General features: G+C 63.2%; 17 protein-coding genes. 8 read left to right on the forward strand and 9 right to left on the reverse strand.

From position 1 onward, the window contains the following. Positions 1-6 precede the first annotated feature (6 nt). Together HNQ81_RS07765 and HNQ81_RS07770 are read right to left on the reverse strand one after the other, a co-directional pair. Positions 7-1,746, reverse strand: a complete 1,740-nt coding sequence (locus HNQ81_RS07765; protein ID WP_183350027.1) for an LTA synthase family protein — start codon at positions 1,744-1,746, stop codon at positions 7-9. A 66-nt stretch (positions 1,747-1,812) separates the two neighbouring features. Continuing rightward, a complete protein-coding gene (locus HNQ81_RS07770) occupies positions 1,813-2,652 on the reverse strand; it encodes a DUF4405 domain-containing protein (protein ID WP_240191746.1) in 840 nt (279 codons plus the stop codon). A 339-nt stretch (positions 2,653-2,991) separates the two neighbouring features. Here HNQ81_RS07770 and HNQ81_RS07775 point away from each other — a divergent pair, with 339 nt between their 5' ends. Further along, complete coding sequence (locus HNQ81_RS07775) at positions 2,992-4,509, forward strand: AMP-binding protein (RefSeq protein ID WP_183350031.1); 1,518 nt, start codon at positions 2,992-2,994, stop codon at positions 4,507-4,509. Between the two features lie 18 nt (positions 4,510-4,527). Here HNQ81_RS07775 and HNQ81_RS07780 read toward each other — a convergent pair whose 3' ends face one another. From HNQ81_RS07780 to HNQ81_RS07790, 3 genes are read right to left on the reverse strand one after another with little or no spacing between them, the layout of a single operon-like run. Then, a complete protein-coding gene (locus tag HNQ81_RS07780; RefSeq protein ID WP_183350033.1) occupies positions 4,528-5,508 on the reverse strand; it encodes a serine/threonine-protein kinase in 981 nt (326 codons plus the stop codon). Between the two features lie 3 nt (positions 5,509-5,511). After that, positions 5,512-5,967, reverse strand: a complete 456-nt coding sequence (locus tag HNQ81_RS07785; protein WP_183350035.1) for a universal stress protein — start codon at positions 5,965-5,967, stop codon at positions 5,512-5,514. 46 nt (positions 5,968-6,013) lie between these two features. Beyond that, complete coding sequence (locus HNQ81_RS07790; protein ID WP_183350037.1) at positions 6,014-6,961, reverse strand: ketopantoate reductase family protein; 948 nt, start codon at positions 6,959-6,961, stop codon at positions 6,014-6,016. Between the two features lie 221 nt (positions 6,962-7,182). Between HNQ81_RS07790 and HNQ81_RS07795 the strand changes: the two genes are divergently transcribed. The 5 genes from HNQ81_RS07795 (at position 7,183) to nikR (ending at position 11,900) form a co-directional block, all read left to right on the forward strand. Next, positions 7,183-8,025, forward strand: a complete 843-nt coding sequence (locus HNQ81_RS07795; RefSeq protein WP_240191747.1) for an amino acid ABC transporter permease — start codon at positions 7,183-7,185, stop codon at positions 8,023-8,025. 72 nt (positions 8,026-8,097) lie between these two features. Beyond that, a complete protein-coding gene (locus HNQ81_RS07800) occupies positions 8,098-8,919 on the forward strand; it encodes a transporter substrate-binding domain-containing protein (RefSeq protein ID WP_183350039.1) in 822 nt (273 codons plus the stop codon). A gap of 74 nt (positions 8,920-8,993) precedes the next feature. Then, entirely contained in the window at positions 8,994-9,878 is an 885-nt protein-coding gene (locus HNQ81_RS07805) for an amino acid ABC transporter permease (RefSeq protein WP_183350041.1), read from the forward strand. A gap of 60 nt (positions 9,879-9,938) precedes the next feature. Further along, positions 9,939-11,300: an MFS transporter gene (locus HNQ81_RS07810; protein ID WP_183350043.1), complete on the forward strand. Its 1,362-nt coding sequence runs from the start codon at positions 9,939-9,941 to the stop codon at positions 11,298-11,300. A 189-nt stretch (positions 11,301-11,489) separates the two neighbouring features. Continuing rightward, positions 11,490-11,900, forward strand: coding sequence for a nickel-responsive transcriptional regulator NikR (gene nikR / locus HNQ81_RS07815; protein ID WP_183350045.1), 411 nt, complete (start codon positions 11,490-11,492; stop codon positions 11,898-11,900). A gap of 23 nt (positions 11,901-11,923) precedes the next feature. On the opposite strand, the gene HNQ81_RS07820 is transcribed toward nikR, so the two are convergent. The 4 genes from HNQ81_RS07820 to HNQ81_RS07835 form a co-directional block, all read right to left on the reverse strand. After that, positions 11,924-12,679 (reverse strand): energy-coupling factor transporter transmembrane component T family protein, encoded by a 756-nt coding sequence (locus HNQ81_RS07820; RefSeq protein WP_183350046.1) that lies wholly within the window; start codon positions 12,677-12,679, stop codon positions 11,924-11,926. Beyond that, positions 12,667-13,416, reverse strand: a complete 750-nt coding sequence (locus tag HNQ81_RS07825) for an energy-coupling factor ABC transporter ATP-binding protein (protein WP_183350048.1) — start codon at positions 13,414-13,416, stop codon at positions 12,667-12,669. Before HNQ81_RS07825 ends, HNQ81_RS07820 begins: the two co-directional genes overlap by 13 nt. 12 nt (positions 13,417-13,428) lie before the next feature. After that, the gene (locus HNQ81_RS07830; RefSeq protein ID WP_183350050.1) at positions 13,429-14,007 is read right to left on the reverse strand and encodes a biotin transporter BioY; all 579 of its coding nucleotides are present in this window, start codon (positions 14,005-14,007) and stop codon (positions 13,429-13,431) included. Positions 14,008-14,081: 74 nt separating this feature from the next. Next, positions 14,082-15,005 carry a biotin--[acetyl-CoA-carboxylase] ligase gene (locus HNQ81_RS07835; protein WP_183350052.1) on the reverse strand — a complete coding sequence of 308 codons (924 nt, stop codon included), beginning with the start codon at positions 15,003-15,005 and terminating at the stop codon, positions 14,082-14,084. A gap of 318 nt (positions 15,006-15,323) precedes the next feature. Between HNQ81_RS07835 and HNQ81_RS07840 the strand changes: the two genes are divergently transcribed. Together HNQ81_RS07840 and HNQ81_RS07845 are read left to right on the forward strand one after the other, a co-directional pair. Then, on the forward strand, positions 15,324-16,175 hold the full coding sequence (locus HNQ81_RS07840; protein WP_183350054.1) for a histidinol-phosphatase: 852 nt from the start codon (positions 15,324-15,326) through the stop codon (positions 16,173-16,175). Positions 16,176-16,209: 34 nt separating this feature from the next. Beyond that, positions 16,210-17,364 carry an MFS transporter gene (locus HNQ81_RS07845; protein WP_183350057.1) on the forward strand — a complete coding sequence of 385 codons (1,155 nt, stop codon included), beginning with the start codon at positions 16,210-16,212 and terminating at the stop codon, positions 17,362-17,364. Positions 17,365-17,375 lie beyond the last annotated feature (11 nt).

The following is a 17,375-nucleotide window of genomic DNA, read 5'->3' on the forward strand; positions in this document are numbered from 1 at the left end:
CCTTCCCTAGTCGATGGCATGGGCCATCAGCCGCAGATACTCGTCCCGCAGGCCGTCCCGGTCGACAAGCAGCTTGTTGCCGTTAAAACCGCAGCGATTCTCCCGGCAGTACTGCCCCTGGGACAGGTAGTCGAGGATGATCTTCGGCACATCGTAATGGTGGATCGTGGCGTGGGTTCTGACCCGGCCGTCCTCGATGAACAGGATGCGATTGAGGTGGAGGTTGCCCTTGCGGTTGTCGAGATACCGCAGCTTCTTGTAGGTCGTCAACCCCTGCAGCGGCGGCACGTGATCGCTGACGAGGATGATCAGGCTCCGGGGATCGATCTTCTTCAACCGTTCGACATACGCGGCGACCGCTTGCGAGCGGTAGTAGAACAGGTTGGCGACCCGTTCCAGCGTCGGATCGCGATGGCGGGAAACCAGCTTCAGCAGGTACGGCCGCTTGTCCTTGTTCAGCACATAAGGCAGATGACCGAACATCGTCAGCACGTAATTGAACAGCGGCGGCGCGTCCCGATCGCTCAAGGCATCCTCGACAAACTCCAGGTTCTGGCGGAACAGCTCGCCGTCGAACATGTAGATCTCGCCTGTGGTATCGCCGGTCGACAGATAGGTGGTGGCGTCGTCGACATATTCCCTGGGGAAGTACATCTCGCCGAAACCTATCCCCTCGTAAGCGCTGACGGCGTTGAAGAAGGTCGGTTTGAAGGAGTTGGTCGCCACCGTCCGATAGCCGGCCAGTTCCAGGGTTCCCGGCAGGCAGTAGGCGGGAACGCCGGTGAAGGAGTTGAACTCGACCCCGGCCAGCTCCTGGAAGGCCGGGACCCCGCACAGTACTTCGAACTCGGCCTGCGACGTCTTGCCGCCGAAGACCGGAGAGATCGAGAAACCCATCCGCTTGCCGAACAGCCGGCGGAAATCGGGATGAATCGGGTCTTTGGTGTAGGCCGCCCCCTTGAACAGGGTCGGATCGACAAAGCTCTCCATCACCACCAGATGGACATTCCGTCTCGATCCCGTTTTTTTCAGCCATTCCGCCCGCTTTCTGGCCTCCAGTTCGTACGCCGGCCGATCCTGGAAGGTCGCGGTCCGGTTCAGGGAGATCCGCCGCTCCGCCTCGCGGTATACCAGCATGACGAAGCGGCCGTTCAGTTCGACCGGCATCTCGTCGGACCAATTGACGACCCAGATTCGCATCACTTTGTAGCTGCGCAGAACCTGTTCAGGGGCAAACCGGGTCGCGGCGACGATCAGGACCAGCGGCAGCAGGCCGAGGACGATGGCCTTCGGCCGCCGGTAGTTGATGCACCACAGCACACCGCAGAACGGGATGAGCCCGGCGAGGACGATCAGGATCAGGAACCTGGTCGAGGTGACGTTGAGCAGCTCCCTGACCTCGGTCAACTCGACAAACCGGAACACCTTGCCGAGCAGCAGGTAGTAGATGTCCTGACCGATATAGGCGAGCAGGATCGGGGCGGCGGCCAGGACGGCCTGCCAGCGCGACGGGCGGACGACGGCGTTGAGATACCAGTAGAGGCAGAGGACCAGCCCAATCTCGAGATACTGGTGACTGAGAAAGGTCCAGCCGCCCTTCAACCCGCCCAGCCGCTCGATCAGCCCCGTATACAGGGTGAGAACAAGCAGAAAGAGGAGATACCGGTTGAGAAACAGGGTCCGCAGGATCCCGCCTGTCGTTCTGTGTCCCCGGGAAGAAGCGGTGGGTGAGGCTGGTGTCGACATAGCTGCTGCTTTCTCGAGAAAAAGTTCTGCAGTCTGTGGGGCAATGGCGAAGACAACTGGCCGCCGTTATTCTCCGAGAACCACGGCCCGGATCGCCTCGAAGATCTGCATCGGCTCCCGGCCGTTGGTCTCGGCGATCTCGTGGATGGTTGTGCCGGCTGCGATCGTCAACCCCTTGTCTTCCAGACCTTTGACAATGACGGCATGGTCGAGCTGCAGCTCGGTGCAGACCTGTTCGAGGGTCTTGCGGCCGAACCCGGGTTTCGGTTCGTCGGGAAAGACCGGGGCAGCGCCGTTTACCGACATCGCCGGCTTTTTGGCCGGACTGATGACCTGATAAACCTGTTGCGGGGTCATGTCGTTGTTCTGGGCTACAGCGAGCAGGGTCTCCTCACCACCGGAAACCCGCAGCCCCGCCTGCTGCATCAGCGACAGGGCGGTATCCAGCTCGATTCCCTCCTTCTGGGTGAACATCTTCAGCGACGACAGCTCGGCGTGGCCATACGGCGGCTCACCGTATTTCCGGGCCCCCGCCTCCTTGAAATGGGCGCCGAGATCGAGGACCAGACCCACCGGCGGCACATGGAAATAGGTCATCACGGCCACCAGGGCGGTGATGATCAGGCCGACGTTGAACGGCAGGGTGAACACCTTGATCTCCTTGACCTTGTTCTTGAGGTAGGAGATCACCGCCGCCCAGTTGTAATAGAGGTGGAGCAATCCGGCAAGGACAAAGAGAAAACCGATCGTGACGTGCTGATCACCCCACTCGGTCTTGGTCAAGCCCCAGAAACGCCAGTCGGCCCAGTAGGCGACGCGTCCCTCGGGGACGACATAGAGGACGATCGAATTCAGGATCAGCAGGACCAGCGATACCAGCATGGTCATCGAGGTAATTTTTCGCATCGATTTGACTCCGGGGGGAGAGGGTTGTTCTTGAATTCCTTCACGTGCTACGGCGTGGACTAGACGATAAGTAGGAACTATTCCCATGGCAAAAAAAATATGTCACGCCACGGTAATTCCACCCCGAAGACACCCCCGGCAATGGCGGCCGTCGATCCCGATCCTCGCCCCGGGCCACCGGCGGAGCGGCGACTCGAAGTTGCCAAAGCCAATGAAACATGGTACTTGGGTTTTTTCAGTATCAGGGGGAAACGCCGCATCATGCCTCTGCAGCATCACGCCTCTGAAAAGGGGCCGGCGTTGACCTAGGGACAACAGCAGGAACAGGAGGAGACCGTAGTGCTGCTACATCACCGTTTCATCGAGGTCGCCAAGCGGCTGGCCACAAAGACCGGGATCCGTGATTTTTCCACCGACAAGGACCTGACCTACGGCCGGGCCCTGCTCGCCGCCGTTCTGCTGTCGCGGATCTTCCGCAAGCTCGACGAGGGCTTCATCGGCGTCATGATCCCGACCTCGGCCGGCTGTATCCTTGTCAAGTGCGGGATCCTGATGAGCGGCCGGACGCCGGTGATGATCAACTACTCGACCGGCGCCGAGCAGAATGCCCGCTACGCCCAGAACAAGTGCGCCTTCAAGACCATCATCACCTCGAAGGCCCTGCTGGAAAAGATCGACTGCCCCTATGTCGAGGGGATGATCTATATCGAGGACATCATGGCCGGGCTGACCGGGATGCAGAAGGCCGTCGCCGCTCTGATCTCGAAACTGCCGGCAGCGGGGATCAAGAAACTGGTGCATGGCGGCGACCCAAACGACACCGCGGTCATTCTCTTCACCAGCGGCAGCGAAAAGGACCCGAAGGCGGTCCAGCTGACCCACAGGAATATCCTTGCCAACATCGAGTCGGTCACCCCGATCTTCGAGTTCAAGGAAGACGACATCTTCATGTGCACCCTGCCCTTCTTCCATGTCTTCGGGCTGACCACCAACCTCTGGCTGCCGATCTATCACGGCATGACCCTGCTCACCTACGCCAATCCCCTTGATTTCAAGAAAATCTGCACGATCGTGCGGGAGGAGAAGGCCACCTTTCTGGTCGGCACCCCGGCCTTCTTCTGGGGCTACCTGCGCAAATCGGAGGAAGGGGATTTCGCCAGCCTGCGGATCGCCCTGGCCGGCGCCGACAAGTGCCCCGACGCCCTGCGCGACGGGTTCAAGGCCAGGCACAACATCGTCCTCTACGAGGGCTACGGCGCCACCGAGTGCTCGCCGGTGATCTCCACCAACACCCCGGAGTTCAATCGCCCCGGCAGCGTCGGCAAGCCGATACCCGGGGTCCAGGTCCGCATCGAAAACTACCAGACCGGCGAGACCTGCGGCCCGGGCGAAGACGGACGCATCCTGATCAAGGGCGACAACGTGATGAAGGGCTACTTCGACGATTTCGAGGAGACCTCCATGCATATCCGCGGCGGCTGGTACGACACCGGCGACATGGGCAACATCGACGCGGACGGATTCCTCTGGCATGTCGGCCGGCTCAAACGCTTCGTCAAGATCGGCGGCGAGATGGTGTCGCTGGTCAAGATCGAGGATGTCCTGGAAAAGACCCTGGCCGAGGATATCGAATGCTGCGTCGTCGAGGTCCCCGATTCCATCAAGGGGGCGAGGATCGTCGCCGTCGTCACCGCCAAACTCGACGAAAAGGCCACCCTGAAGAAGATGGCCGAACACCTGCCGCAGATCGCCCTGCCCAAGACCTTTATGGTCAGCGACACCCTGCCGAAGATGGGCAGCGGCAAGATCGACTTCCGCACCATCACCGAACTCGCCCGGAAGAAGCTGTCGGCCTGACGGCTGTTCCTCCCCCAGCTACAGCGAGGCGATGCAGTCGGCGAGTTCGTCATGGAACTCGTCCACCGTATCGTATATGACTGAAGTCCCGGCGGAAAAATGCATCAGGATGGCGTTGAGCCGGTCCGGGATATAGGGGTAGATCTTCTGCAGGTTGAAGACCCGGTCCCGGGCGAGCAACGACATGTCCTCCACCCGCAGCGAGGAAGCGATCTTCTCCCCGAGCTCCGGGTCCTCAAGGACATCCTGGAAGCGGAAATTGCGGCGCCCGACGATATACAGCAGGCAGTTGCCGAGCCCGAACAGGTCCATCGCATACGGCCGTTCCGGCAGGTAGAAGTCGTAGTCGAAATCGATCCACGAAAAGTGGCCGCTGTCCCAGTCGACGAAGATATGGTCGCGGCGGATATCGCCGTGCTTCAGACCGTGGCTGTGGAGGTAGGCGATCGCCTGCACCGAGAGGAGGAAGCGCTGGAGGACCCCGACCAGGTGGTCGCGGAAATACTCCTCATGGCCCTCGCCCAGGCGCTGGAGATACTTGTCCATCCTGTTACCCTGGACGACATCGAGGATGCGCACCAGGTTGTCGGCATCGTCGAGGACCGAATAGCCCTGCATGAAGGCCGGGTTGCCCCGCACCAGTTCCAGGACCCGCGCCTCCTTTTCCGGGTTGCGGTAACAGGTGACCTTGAGATCGCCGAACTTGATGGAGTAGGTCTCGTGGAAAACGAGCTTGAGGATGTTCGATTCCCCGGTCTCCAGGTCGCTGACCTTCGGCACCCACTGTTTCGGTTGCTCGTCGATGCCGAAACGCCCCTCGCGCATGTAGCCGACGACCAGAAACCAGCGGTTGTCGACGAGGATGATGTCACCGTAGTCGATACTGGTAAAATCACTCGTGTCCCGCCAGATCCGGGGCTGGCGGCGCAGGCTCCTGAGGGCCGGATGGTCCTTGAGCCGCGGCAGGATCCGCAGTGGAAAAGGATTCAGGTCGATCATCGGCTACCCCACGATCCAGGCGGTGAAATCGCGGGCATGACGGGCCAGGGCGTTGGAGATCGAGCCGAAGAGGAACTCCTCGGCCTTCGACACCCCGCGCTTGCCGGTCACCACCGTGCCGAAACCGCCCTCTTTGCGGATGTCCAGCACGGCCTGACTGATCGTCCGGCCCTCGGCCATGCTGATCTGCTGGCTGATATCCCGGCCGCTGATCCCCATCTCCTCGAGGATGATCGATGCATCCTGGAGAAAGATGCCGGCCCGCTCATCCTTCACCATCTGGTAACGGTCCAGCCGCCCCCCCCTGGTATAGAAATCGGGCGGCGGTTCCGGGTAGACGTGAAGGAGACAGATGTGCTTCTCCGCCAGCCCGCGGGCCATATGGCCGACATACCGTACGGCGCGCCGCGACGTCTCCGACTTGTCCATCGCAATCAGAAATCTCTGCCAGTCATCCATGTCTTCCTCTTTAAAAAATGGTCATACCCGTATCGCAAACGGACGGTCACAGCTGTTCGAGCCCCGGCCGCCACCTCTCGAGCAGTTTGATGAGCTCGAAAATGGTCTGGTGGGTGGGCGCCGCGATCCCGTGATCTTCGGCGTACCGGCAGATCGCCCCGTTCTGGGCGTCGATCTCGGTGCTGCGCTCGTTGAGGATATCCTGCAGCATCGACGACAGGTTGTTGGCGCTGCGCTGGCAGGCGTCGAACAGATCGGCGTAGAGATCGGTACGGAACAGGTCGACGCCGCAGGCCTCGGCGACGGTGCGGCCCTCGTCGAGCAGGCGCTTCATCAGCATGATCGACTCCATGCGGCTGGTGAGGCAGCCGTTCGGGACCTTGAGGATCGACGACATCGGGTTGATGGCGGAATAGACGATGACCTTGCACCACAGCCCGCCGATGATCCGCCGTGAGGTCAGGCTCCTGATGCCGCAGTCGTTGAAGAGCTTGGTGATTTTCTCGAGGCGCTGACTGAGGCTGCCGTCGAGTTCACCGATATAGGTCAGGCCGTCACCGCCGTGCCTCACCGTCGCTCCGCCAAGGGAGGTTCCCGACATATAGGTCATGCCGGCGAGGATATGGTCCGCCGGGATGATCCGGCTGATGACCTCGATGTTGCCGAGACCGGTCTGGACCGTCAGCAGCGGACAGTCCGCCGACACGAGGTGGGAGATGCTCTCGACCGCCACCCTGGTTGAATACGACTTCACCATCAACAGCAGCAGATCGCAGGCGGTGATGGAGGAACTGTCGCTGACCGCCTTCACCGGCACCACCGTCGCCGCCTCGGGGTCCTCCTCGCCGTTGGCGAGGACACCGATGCCTTGATTCTGCATCGCGCCGACGACCTCGCGGTCGATATCGACGAGCGTCACCTCGTTGTTTCCCTTCGCCAGAAAAGAACCGAAAAGCCGGCCGATCGCCCCGCCACCCACAATCACGATCTTCATATGCACTCTCCCGCGCCGAATCACCGGCCGCTTCCCATCTCTCCGATCCCTCAACATCTGCGGCCTTTTTTTCATTGTATAGTGAGCGGCACTGAAAAGTAAACACTCGTTTCTCCCACGGTCGAACGATCACGCCGTCGGAAATTTTTCCCGGCAACGGGCAAAAGAATCTGGCAATTTGGCGGCGAAGCAGGTAGTTTCAGATGATATTGATTATCATAATGAATCAGCAGCCTGTCCACAAGCCGATGAACCTGTCCTTCCCCGCCACCACACGCCACCTGCGTCGCCTGTCCCGCTCGCCGCTGGTCGATGTCGCCATCCTCCTGATCCTGGGGACCGGCATCGGCGCGGTCCTGCTCTCGGGATCGCAGGGCATGGGCTACAACTGGCAGTGGTACCGGATCCCCCGCTACCTGTGGACCGTCGATGCCGGCGATCTCATCGCCGGACCGCTGCTCCACGGCCTGCTCGTCACCCTCCAGCTCTCCGCCTACAGCCTCGTTCTGGCCCTGGCGATCGGCCTGATCACCGCCGTGCTGCGGCTGTCCCATTCGCCGCTGGCGTCGCTGCTGGCCAGGCTCTATGTCGAGGGAGTGCGCAATACCCCGCTGCTGATCCAGATCTTCTTCATCTATTTCGTCCTCGGGCCGCTGCTCGGCCTGCAGCGGCTGCCGGCGGCGGTCCTCTCCCTCAGCCTCTTCGAGGGGGCCTATGTCGCCGAAATCCTGCGCTCGGGCATCATGTCGGTACCGCACCAGCAGGTCGAGGCAAGCTACAGCCTCGGCCTCGGGACCTATGCCACCTACCGCAAGGTCATCCTGCCCCAGGCCTTCCGCACCGCCCTGCCGCCGCTGGCCAGCCAGACGATCTCGCTGGTGAAGGATTCGGCCCTGGTCAGCACCATCGCCATCTACGACCTGACGATGCACGCCCAGGCGATCATCGCCGAGACTTTCCTGACCTTCGAGATCTGGCTGACGGTCGCCGCCCTCTACCTGCTCATCACCATTACCCTGTCCCTGGCGGCGGGGGTCCTGGAACAACGGCTGAAACTGCCTTGACCTGAACCCGATGATCTTCCGGCGTTCACCCTTTATAATCAACCACAGGATAATCAACCACAGGAGAAGACAATGAAGAGAACACTGCTCATGACCCTGGTCCTGCTGCTGGTGGCGATGACCGGCATGACCTATGCCGCATCCACCCGCCAGCAGCTCACCGCCGAGAGCACGATCGAGCGGGTCATAAAGAAAGGGGTCCTGCGCGTCGGCATGGACATCTTCCAGCCCTGGGCGATGAAAGACAAGAACGGCAAGCTCATCGGCTTCGAGATCGATGTCGCCACCCGGCTGGCCAAGGATCTCGGAGTCAAGGTCGAATTCGTCCCCACCGCCTGGTCCGGCATCATCCCCGCCCTGCTGACCGGCAAGTTCGACGTCATCATCGGCGGCATGGGCATCACCCCCGAGAGGACGCTGAAGGTCAACTTCACGGTCCCCTACGACTACTCCGGGATGTCGCTCGTCGCCCACCGGCAGAAAGCGGCCGGTTTCACGCAACTGGCGGATTTCAACAAGCAGGAGGTGGAGATCGCCGTCAAACTGGGGACGACTGCCGCCGCCTCTGCCAAGAAATATCTGCCCAACGCCACCCTGCGGATGTTCGACAACGAAACCCAGCTGTACCAGGAGCTGCGCAACGGCCGGGTCCATGCGGTCGTCGAGAACGCCCCCCGGCCGGCCTTCGAGGCCGCCGATTACAAGGAAACGCTGTTTCTCCCCTTCACCGAAACCTTTACCAGAGAACCGATGGCCTTCGCGCTGCCCAAGGGTGATCCCGACACCCTGGCCTGCTTCAACAGCTGGATCACCCTGGTCCAGCTGGAAGGCTGGCTGCAGGAGCGGCACGACTACTGGTTCGGCGGCAAGGACTGGGCCAGCCAGGTCCAGTAACTCTCACCATGCCCGGAGGGGGGAACCGACAATCGTCTCCCCCCTCTCCTTCCCGCAACAACGCCAACGCCCCCATGCCACGACTGCAACGCAAGCTCAGCCGTCTCGACTGGTTCGTCCTCGCCGGGCTTATCGGCGCTGCGGTCTTCCTCCTCTACCGGATGTTCTTCAATCTGAACTACAACTGGAACTGGGGGATCATCCCGACCTACCTGATCCGCTTCGACGCTGAACGGCAGCGCTGGGTCGCCAACGCCCTGCTCGAAGGCCTGTTCACCACGATCCGGCTGAGCGTCTGGGGGATGCTCCTCGCCCTGGGGCTCGGGGTCCTGCTCGGAGTCATGCGGGTCGCGACCCGTCTCGCCCCACGGCTGATCAGCCGCCTGTATATCGAATTCATCCGCAACACCCCGGCCCTGGTCCTGGTGTTTCTGTTCTACTACTTCGTCAACGACCGCCTGCTCTCCCACTTCGAGATCGATGCCCTGATCCGCCGCAGCCCGCCCTATGTCCACGAATTCCTGACCCTGGCCGCCGGCGACCCGACCCTGCTCTCGCCCTTTATCTCCGGGGCCATGACGATCGGCCTGTTCCAGGCCGCCTATATCGCCGAGATCGTCAGGGCCGGGATCCAGTCGATCCCGGTGGGCCAGTGGGAGGCGTCGCGATCCCTCGGCCTGCCGAAGATCCTGGTGCTGCGGCTGGTGATCCTGCCCCAGGCCATCCGCGTCATGCTGCCGCCGCTGGCCGGCGAATTCATCAACACCATCAAGTACTCGTCGATCGTCTCCATCATCTCGATCCAGGAACTGACCTTCCAGGGCCTGCAGGTCATGGCCTCGACCCAGGCGACGATCGAGATCTGGATTACGGTCACCGCCATGTATCTTGTCCTCTGTCTCGGCCTGTCGCTGGCGGTGCACCGGCTCGAACGGAAGTACCGCCAGACCGTGCAGTGACGAACGGCAGCGAAACGTATGCACCCGCGCCGTCCCGCCCCCCACACCCCGGAGCCCCCGATGATGAAACCGCCGTCCCCCTTTTCCATCCCCAACATCAGACTCTTCATCCTGTTCCGGATCCTGTTCAACTCCCGCTTCTACTATCCGGTCTTCACCATCCTCTTCCTCGACTACGGTCTGACCATCGAGCAGTTTTCCCTCCTCAATACGGTCTGGGCGATCACCATCTTCTGCGCCGAGGTCCCCAGCGGCGCCCTGGCCGACATCATCGGCCGCAGGCAACTGGTCGTCGGCACCTCGTTTCTGATGGTCGTCGAAATGGCCCTGATCTGCTTCGTCCCCTTAGGCAACGGCACCCTGATATTCTCGGTCTTCCTGCTCAACCGGATTCTCAGCGGTCTGGCCGAGGCCCTTGCCTCGGGGGCCGACGAGGCCATCGCCTACGACTCTCTCGCCGCCGAGGGCGACACCAGGGACTGGCCCCGGGTCCTCAGCGTCCAGATGCGGCTGCGCTCGGTCGCGGCGGTGATCTCGATGGCGGTCGGGGCCCTGATCTACGACCCGGCGACCGTCAACCGGCTGCTGGCCTGGATCGGATCGAATCTCCAGGTGACCCAGCAGACGACGATGCGCTACCCGATCTTCCTGACCCTGCTGCTGGCGGTCGCCGCCTGCGTCGTCACGCTGCGGATACGGGAACCGGCCGACGATTCGGGGCAACCCCCCCGCCCCGGGGATATCCTCCGCACCATGAACGCGACCGGGCGGATGACCCTGGCGGCCGGGCGGTGGATCTTCCGGACCCCGTTCGCCCTCGCCGTCATCCTCTTCGGCATGGTCTACGACCACGTGCTGCGCCTGATCGTCACCCTGACCAGCCAGTATTTCCGCCTCATCTCCCTGCCCGAGGCCAGCTTCGGCCTGATCGGGGCGGGAATGTCGCTGCTCGGCATCGTCTCGCCCAAGGTCGCCGAAGCGATGGTTCAACGCTTCTCCCCGGCCGCCAACGTCCTGTGGTTGGCGGCCCTGACGCTGATCGCCCTCAGCGCCACCGCCGCCTTCTTCCCCTACCTCGGCCTGCTGCCGATCGCTCTGATCTTCTTCCTGATGATGCTGGAGTCGTTTTTCAGCAGCCACTATCTCAACCGTATCACCCCCTCGCACCAGCGGGCCACCGTCCTCAGCTTCAAGGGCATGGCCTTCAACCTGGCCTACGGCATGATCGGCATCCTCTTCGCCGTGCTCGTCGCCGAGCTCCGTCACCGCGGCGCCGCTGACCAGCCACTGCCGATCGCCGATGCCGCCTTCATCGGGGCGATAGGGTGGCTGCCGTGGTACGCCCTCGTTGTCCTCGTGCCGATCATCGCCTACTTCAGTCTCCGTCTCAGGAATTCCGAGGAGATCCGCCGCAGGGGCTGAGCCGGGCTGCCTCCTGCCGCCTCCGCGCCGCCGGGGCGCCGATTTGCCGCCCCGGCCGCAACTCTTTGCATTTTTAGTGAAAATGGCTGTATAGTTGCAGCACGGCAACCGCCCGCCATCGCCGCCAGGGAGCGGCAGCGACAAGGCCTGAAATCCGACGGACCTTTACCGACAGGGAGCAAACAGAACATGCTGAAACGATTTTCGATCTCGCTCGAGGAAAATCTGCTCGAAATCTTCGACAACCACATTCGGGCCAGAAGCTACACCAACCGCTCCGAGGCCATCCGCGACCTCATCCGCAAGGCCTTCGTCAAAAAGGAGTGGCAGGCCGACAAGGAGGTCATGGGCGTCATCAGCCTGGTCTACGACCATCACCAGCACAAGCTGCAGGACAAGGTCACCGAGGTCCAGCACGGCTACCACCACCACATCGTCTCCACGACGCACGTCCACATGGACCACGACAACTGCCTGGAAGTCATCATCGTCCGCGGCAAGGCCAGGGAGATCCAGGAATTGTCGGACAAACTGGTCGCCCTGCGCGGCATCCGTGACGGCCATCTGGCGATGAGCAGCACCGGCCGGTTCCTGCACTGACGCCCCGGACCCTCGCTGCCGTTTCAGGAGATCGCCAGCAGCAGCGCGCAGAACCCGGTGACGAGTCCCAGCGCCGTCCAGTCACAGGCCCCGGTCCGCCACTGATGACGTGTGCGCTCCATCCCGTAACAGCGAGCCTCCATCGCCTGCGCCAAGCGGTCGGCGGTGACGAAGGTCCGACGCAGCAGGGGCATGCCGAGATAGGTGATGCGGCGCAGCGGGTTGCGGCGCTGGTCGATCGCCCGGGCGCGCAGGGCGTCATGAAGTTCCGCCGACTGGGTGAGGATGACCGGGATGAAGCGCACCAGCAGACCGATCATCGTCGCAATCTGCTGGTGCGGGATGAAGGGGAGCGGGCGCAGGTACCATTCGACCGCCGCCCGGATATGGGACGGCCGGGTGGTGACGGTCACCAGCAGGCCGAGAAGGGCGATGACGAGCAGGCGCCCGGCCAGCACCAGACCGGCCTCGAGGCCCTGGCGGCTGGCAGGGAGCCAGGGCGAGGCGAGCAGCGGCTCGCCCGCCGTCGTCGCCGCCCGCGCCGCGACGATGCAGAGCAGCAGGACCAGATACCATCTCAGACTCCGCAGGCAGAGGAGCGGCGGGCAGCGGGCGGCGGGCAGCAGCAGCAGGGCGGCGACCAGGGCCAGACCGAGCCCCGGAAAGCCGGCCTGGAGGCTGACGATACTGAACAGCGCCAGGGCCGCCAGCTTGATCCTGGCATCGATCCGGTGAACCACGGTGTGCCCCGGCTGGTAGCCGAAGATCAGCGCAGCCATGATTCCACCATTCCCCCCATCCTGATGGCGGCCGGCAGGCGGATGCCGCAGGCCTCGGCCGCCCGCACGACCTGCTCCGGCGGGCCGTCGGCGGCGATCCGGCCCCGCTGCAGGATGATCAGCCGCTGGGCGTGGGCCAGGACCTTCTCCAGATCGTGGACGCAGACGATGATGGTGCGGCCGCCGGCATGGAGGGCGACGATATGGGCCAGGACCTGGCGGACGCCGTCGTAGTCGAGATTGGCGAAGGGCTCGTCGAGGACGATGACCTCCGACGCCATCGCCAGGACCCCGGCGATCGCCAGGCGACGTTTTTCGCCGCCGGACAGCAGATGCGGGCTGCGGTCGCGCAGCTTCCCAAGGCCGACCGTCTCCAGGGCCGAGTCGACGCTTTCCCGGATCCTGGCGGCCGGCCAGTGAAGGTTTTCCGGACCGAAGGCGGCATCGTCATATACCGTCTCGCCGACGATCTGGCTGTCGGCGTCCTGGAACACCATGCCGACGGTCCGCCGGGCATGGCGCAGGTCCTGATGGACGGGGACTCCGGCGATTTCGACGCTCCCCTCCTGGGGCCGCAACAGGCCGTTGAGATGCTTCAGCAGGGTGCTTTTGCCGGCGCCGTTGGCCCCGGCGAGGACGACGAAGGAACCGCGGGCGACCGACAGATCGATCTCCTCGAGGCTGGTGCGGCCGTCCGGATAGCGGTGGGTGAGCCCTGAAATCTTGATGATATCCATGACCGTCCGCCGTTATGCAACCGGGTCCGCCGGCGACCGGCCCGGTTCCGGCCGGCGGCCGAAGTGCAGCAACGGCCGGACGCTCTTGACGATGGCATAGGCGGCGGCGATCTTGATGAGGTCGCCGGGGACGAAGGGGTACATGCCGATCGCCAGGGCCTTGCCCAGACTGAGACCGAGGAGCATCTGCAGCCAGGGCACGCCGACGGCGTAGATGATCAGGCTGCCGACCACCATCGCGACAATCTCCGCCACCGGCCGCTGGCGGAACGATTCCGAGATCCGGCCGACGACCCAGGCGGCGATCAGAAATCCGAAGAGATAGCCGCCACGGGGGCCGAACAGATGACCGAGGCCGCCGCCGCCACCGGCGAATACCGGCAGGCCGCAGGCCCCTGCCAGCAGGTAGACGGCGACGGCGGCGGCTCCCCAGCGACTGCCCAGCAGCAGCGCTGCGACCAGAACAAACAGGTTCTGCAGGACAATCGGGACCGGGCCGACCGGGATGGCGATGTAGCCGCCGACGGCGATCAACGCCGCCAGCAGGGAGGCGAGGACCAGGCGGTGCAGGTCCGGTTGTTGAGCGTTCATGGTATTTCTCACCATAAGCTGATGTTGTGGTTCTGCCTGAGGGCGGCAGACGCCGACCCCGCCGGCGATCGCCTTCACAAGGTATGGAAACAGTCGCCGTAAAAGACGGTGCGGCGGGAACCGTCGGCCAGCTCGACGATCAATCCGCCCTCGTCATCGATATCGACCGCCAGCCCTTCGCAGTCGTCGCGCAGAGTCGTGATCGTCACCTGGCGGCCGAGGGTGACGGTGCGCTCCCGCCACTGCCGCAGGACCTCGCGGCGGGAGAAGGTCGCCATCCGGGTTTCAAAGCGCTGGAGGAAATCGGCCAGGACCTGGGCCCGATTGACCTTCTCCCCGGTCAGCTGCAGCGCCGACACGGCCGGTTTGTCGGCAACTTCCGGCTCGTTGTTGAGGTTGAGGCCGATGCCGACATTGACAAAGGCGACCTGATCGCCCTCGATCTCCATCTGCGACAGGATGCCGGCGATCTTGCGGCCGTCGACCAGGAGATCGTTCGGCCACTTGACCCGGGCGGTGATGCCGCAGCACCGGGCCAGGGTCGCCACCAGATCGAGGGCGACCGCGAGATTGATGATCGGGCACTCGCGGGGCGGCAGCGCCGGCCGCACGACGATGGAAAAATACAGGCCGCCCTCCCCGGAATCCCATTGGCGCTGCATCCGGCCGCGCCCCTGGAGCTGGCGATCGGCGACAACGACGGTGTGGGAAGGGCAGCCGGCGCGGGCCAGCTCCGTGGCGCGGTTCATCGTCGAGTCGAGCTCGGGATAATAATGGATCAGCGCCGAGCGGGGACCGAACAGCCACGGGAAGGGGGTATCCGGGACCGTCACGAGGCGGTAGCCCCCGGCCGTCGATTCGATCTCATGGCCGCTCTGCCGCAGCTGGTCGATGTGCTTCCACACCGCCACCCGCGAGACCTCCAACTCCCGGCTGAGCTCCGGTCCCGACAAGGGCCGGGAAGATTTCTGCAGCATTTCCAGTATGCGTTTTTTCATCGTCGCACCGATTCGTTAACCATAATTATGAAACTGGTTAACCATTGATCGCGAGCCATGTCAAGCCCCATGTATGCTGAAATACCGCCCGGACGGATCGCCGCGTCGCCCTCAATCGACGGCGCCGAATTCATATAGCGCTTTCACAAGGCGATGGACAATGTTACAATCCGGGGCTCGCGACCTCCGAGGCGCCTGTGTCCCGGAGGCCGCGGCTTGCAGCCGACGGCGTTTCCTTCCCGGACGCCGCCTGCTCCCCATCATGGCACGCCGACCTGGCCGCCCTCCGTCATCACCGGGAACCTTACGCGCAACACAATGGAAACCATATCCTACGTATCCGTCCACGGCGGGCATAGCGGCCAATTCTGCCACCATGCCACCAACACCCTCGAAGAAATCATCCAGCAGTACATCCTCAAAGACTTCCCCTGGGTGGGGATCACCGAGCACGTGCCGGCAATCAGCGACGAACTGCGCTACCCCGACCAGATAGAGGCCGGACTGACCGCCGACTTCCTGCTGCACCGCTTTCGCGACTACATCAGGGAGTGCCGCAGACTGCAGCGGAAATACGATGCCGAGATCAGGATCTATACCGCCATGGAGATCGAGACCTACAGCGGCTATGAGCAGTTCATCCCCTCTCTGATACAGACATTCCAGCCCGATTACCTGGTCGGCTCCGTCCATTTCGTCGACGATCTGGGCTTCGATTATTCCCGGGAACAGTACGACCGGACCGCCGCCGCGGCAGGCGGTGTCGATGCCCTCTACTGCCGCTATTTCGACCAGCAGTACGAGATGATCAAGCTGCTGCAGCCGGCGGTGGTCGGCCACTTCGACCTCATCCGGATCTTCGATCCCGAGTACCGGTCGAGACTGCTGCAGCCGGCGATCATGGAGCGGATCAGGAGAAACCTGGCCCTCATCCGCGATCTCGACCTCATCATGGACTTCAACCTCCGCTCCCTGCTGAAGGGGGCAAGCGAACCGTACATCTCCCGGCCTATTCTGCAGATTGCCAGGGAGATGGGGATCGCCGTCGTCCCCGGTGACGACTCGCACGGCCTCGAATCGGTGGCGGCGCACATGGAAACAGGGGTGGCCATTCTCGCGGAAATGGGGTTTGACACCAACTGGCGGCAGCCCAGGCTGTTGACGTACTGATCGCCGCCCCGCTCACCGATCCGGTCCCCGCCCTATGTCCGCCAACCTCAAGATCCTGTTCGCCCTGACCCTGATCCATTTCACCGGCGACTTCTACACCGCCTTCATCAGCCCGCTGTTCCCGGTGTTTGTCGACAAACTCGGCCTGTCCCTGACCCAGGTCGGCATCCTCGCCGGGACGATGCGGCTGCTGGCCTTCATCATCCAGCCGACGGTCGGCTACCTGGCGGATCGCAATCCCACCCGGGTCTTCATCTTCTCCGGTCTGGCGCTGACGATCGTGTTCATCCCGCTGGCGGGCATCGCCCCCAATTTCTGGGTGCTGCTGCTCTGTGTCGCCCTCGGGGCGATCGGCTCATCGATGTTCCACCCCTCGGTCACCGGGATGGTGCCGGTCTATGCCGGCTCGAAGGCCGGGTTCTCGATGTCGCTGTTCAACACCGGCGGGACCCTGGCTTTCGGCCTCGGCCCCCTGTTCATCACCTGGTACGTCGCGACCTTCGGCTTGACCGCGATGCCGTGGACGATGGCCGCCGGGCTGCTGGTCCTGGCCTATCTGGTCAAGGTCATCCCGCCGCCGCAGAGCGAGGGCCTCAAACGTTCGGGATTCTTCGGGGCGCTGCAGGAAAGCCTGGGCGACGCCTGGAAGGTCATCGCCTTGATCTGGCTGGTGATGTTCATGCGGGCGATCGTCGGCCAGTCGTTTCTGACCTTCATGCCGGTGCTCTACGTCAGGGAAGGGTTCAGCGTCGTCGCCGCCGGGGCCATCTATGCCCTGTTCACCGTGTCGGGCACGGTCAGCGGTCTGCTGTCCGGCCACATCTCCGACCGCATCGGCTTCAAACCGGTCTTCCTCTTCTCCTATCTGCTGATGGCCCCGGCCCTCTGGCTCCTGCTGCAGGTGAGCGGCGACTGGGTGTACCTCGGCTCGGCCCTGGCCGGCGCCCTGGTCCTGGCTCCCCTCCCCCTGGGGGTGACGATGGCCCAGACCCTGGCCCCGAAAGGCCGGTCGATGGTGGCCAGTCTGATGATGGGTTTTGCCTACGGCCTCGGCGGCGTCATCACCCCGCTTGTCGGCAAACTGGCCGATACCTATACCATCCGCCCGGTGCTGCTGGCGATCGCCGCCATCCCCCTGCTGACCCTGCCGATTATCGCCCTGTTCCCGAAAATCCGCAGCAACGGCTGAGGGTTTAGCTC

It is taken from the genome of Desulfoprunum benzoelyticum (assembly GCF_014201505.1).
GTDB classification, from domain to species: Bacteria; Desulfobacterota; Desulfobulbia; order Desulfobulbales; family Desulfocapsaceae; genus Desulfoprunum; species Desulfoprunum benzoelyticum.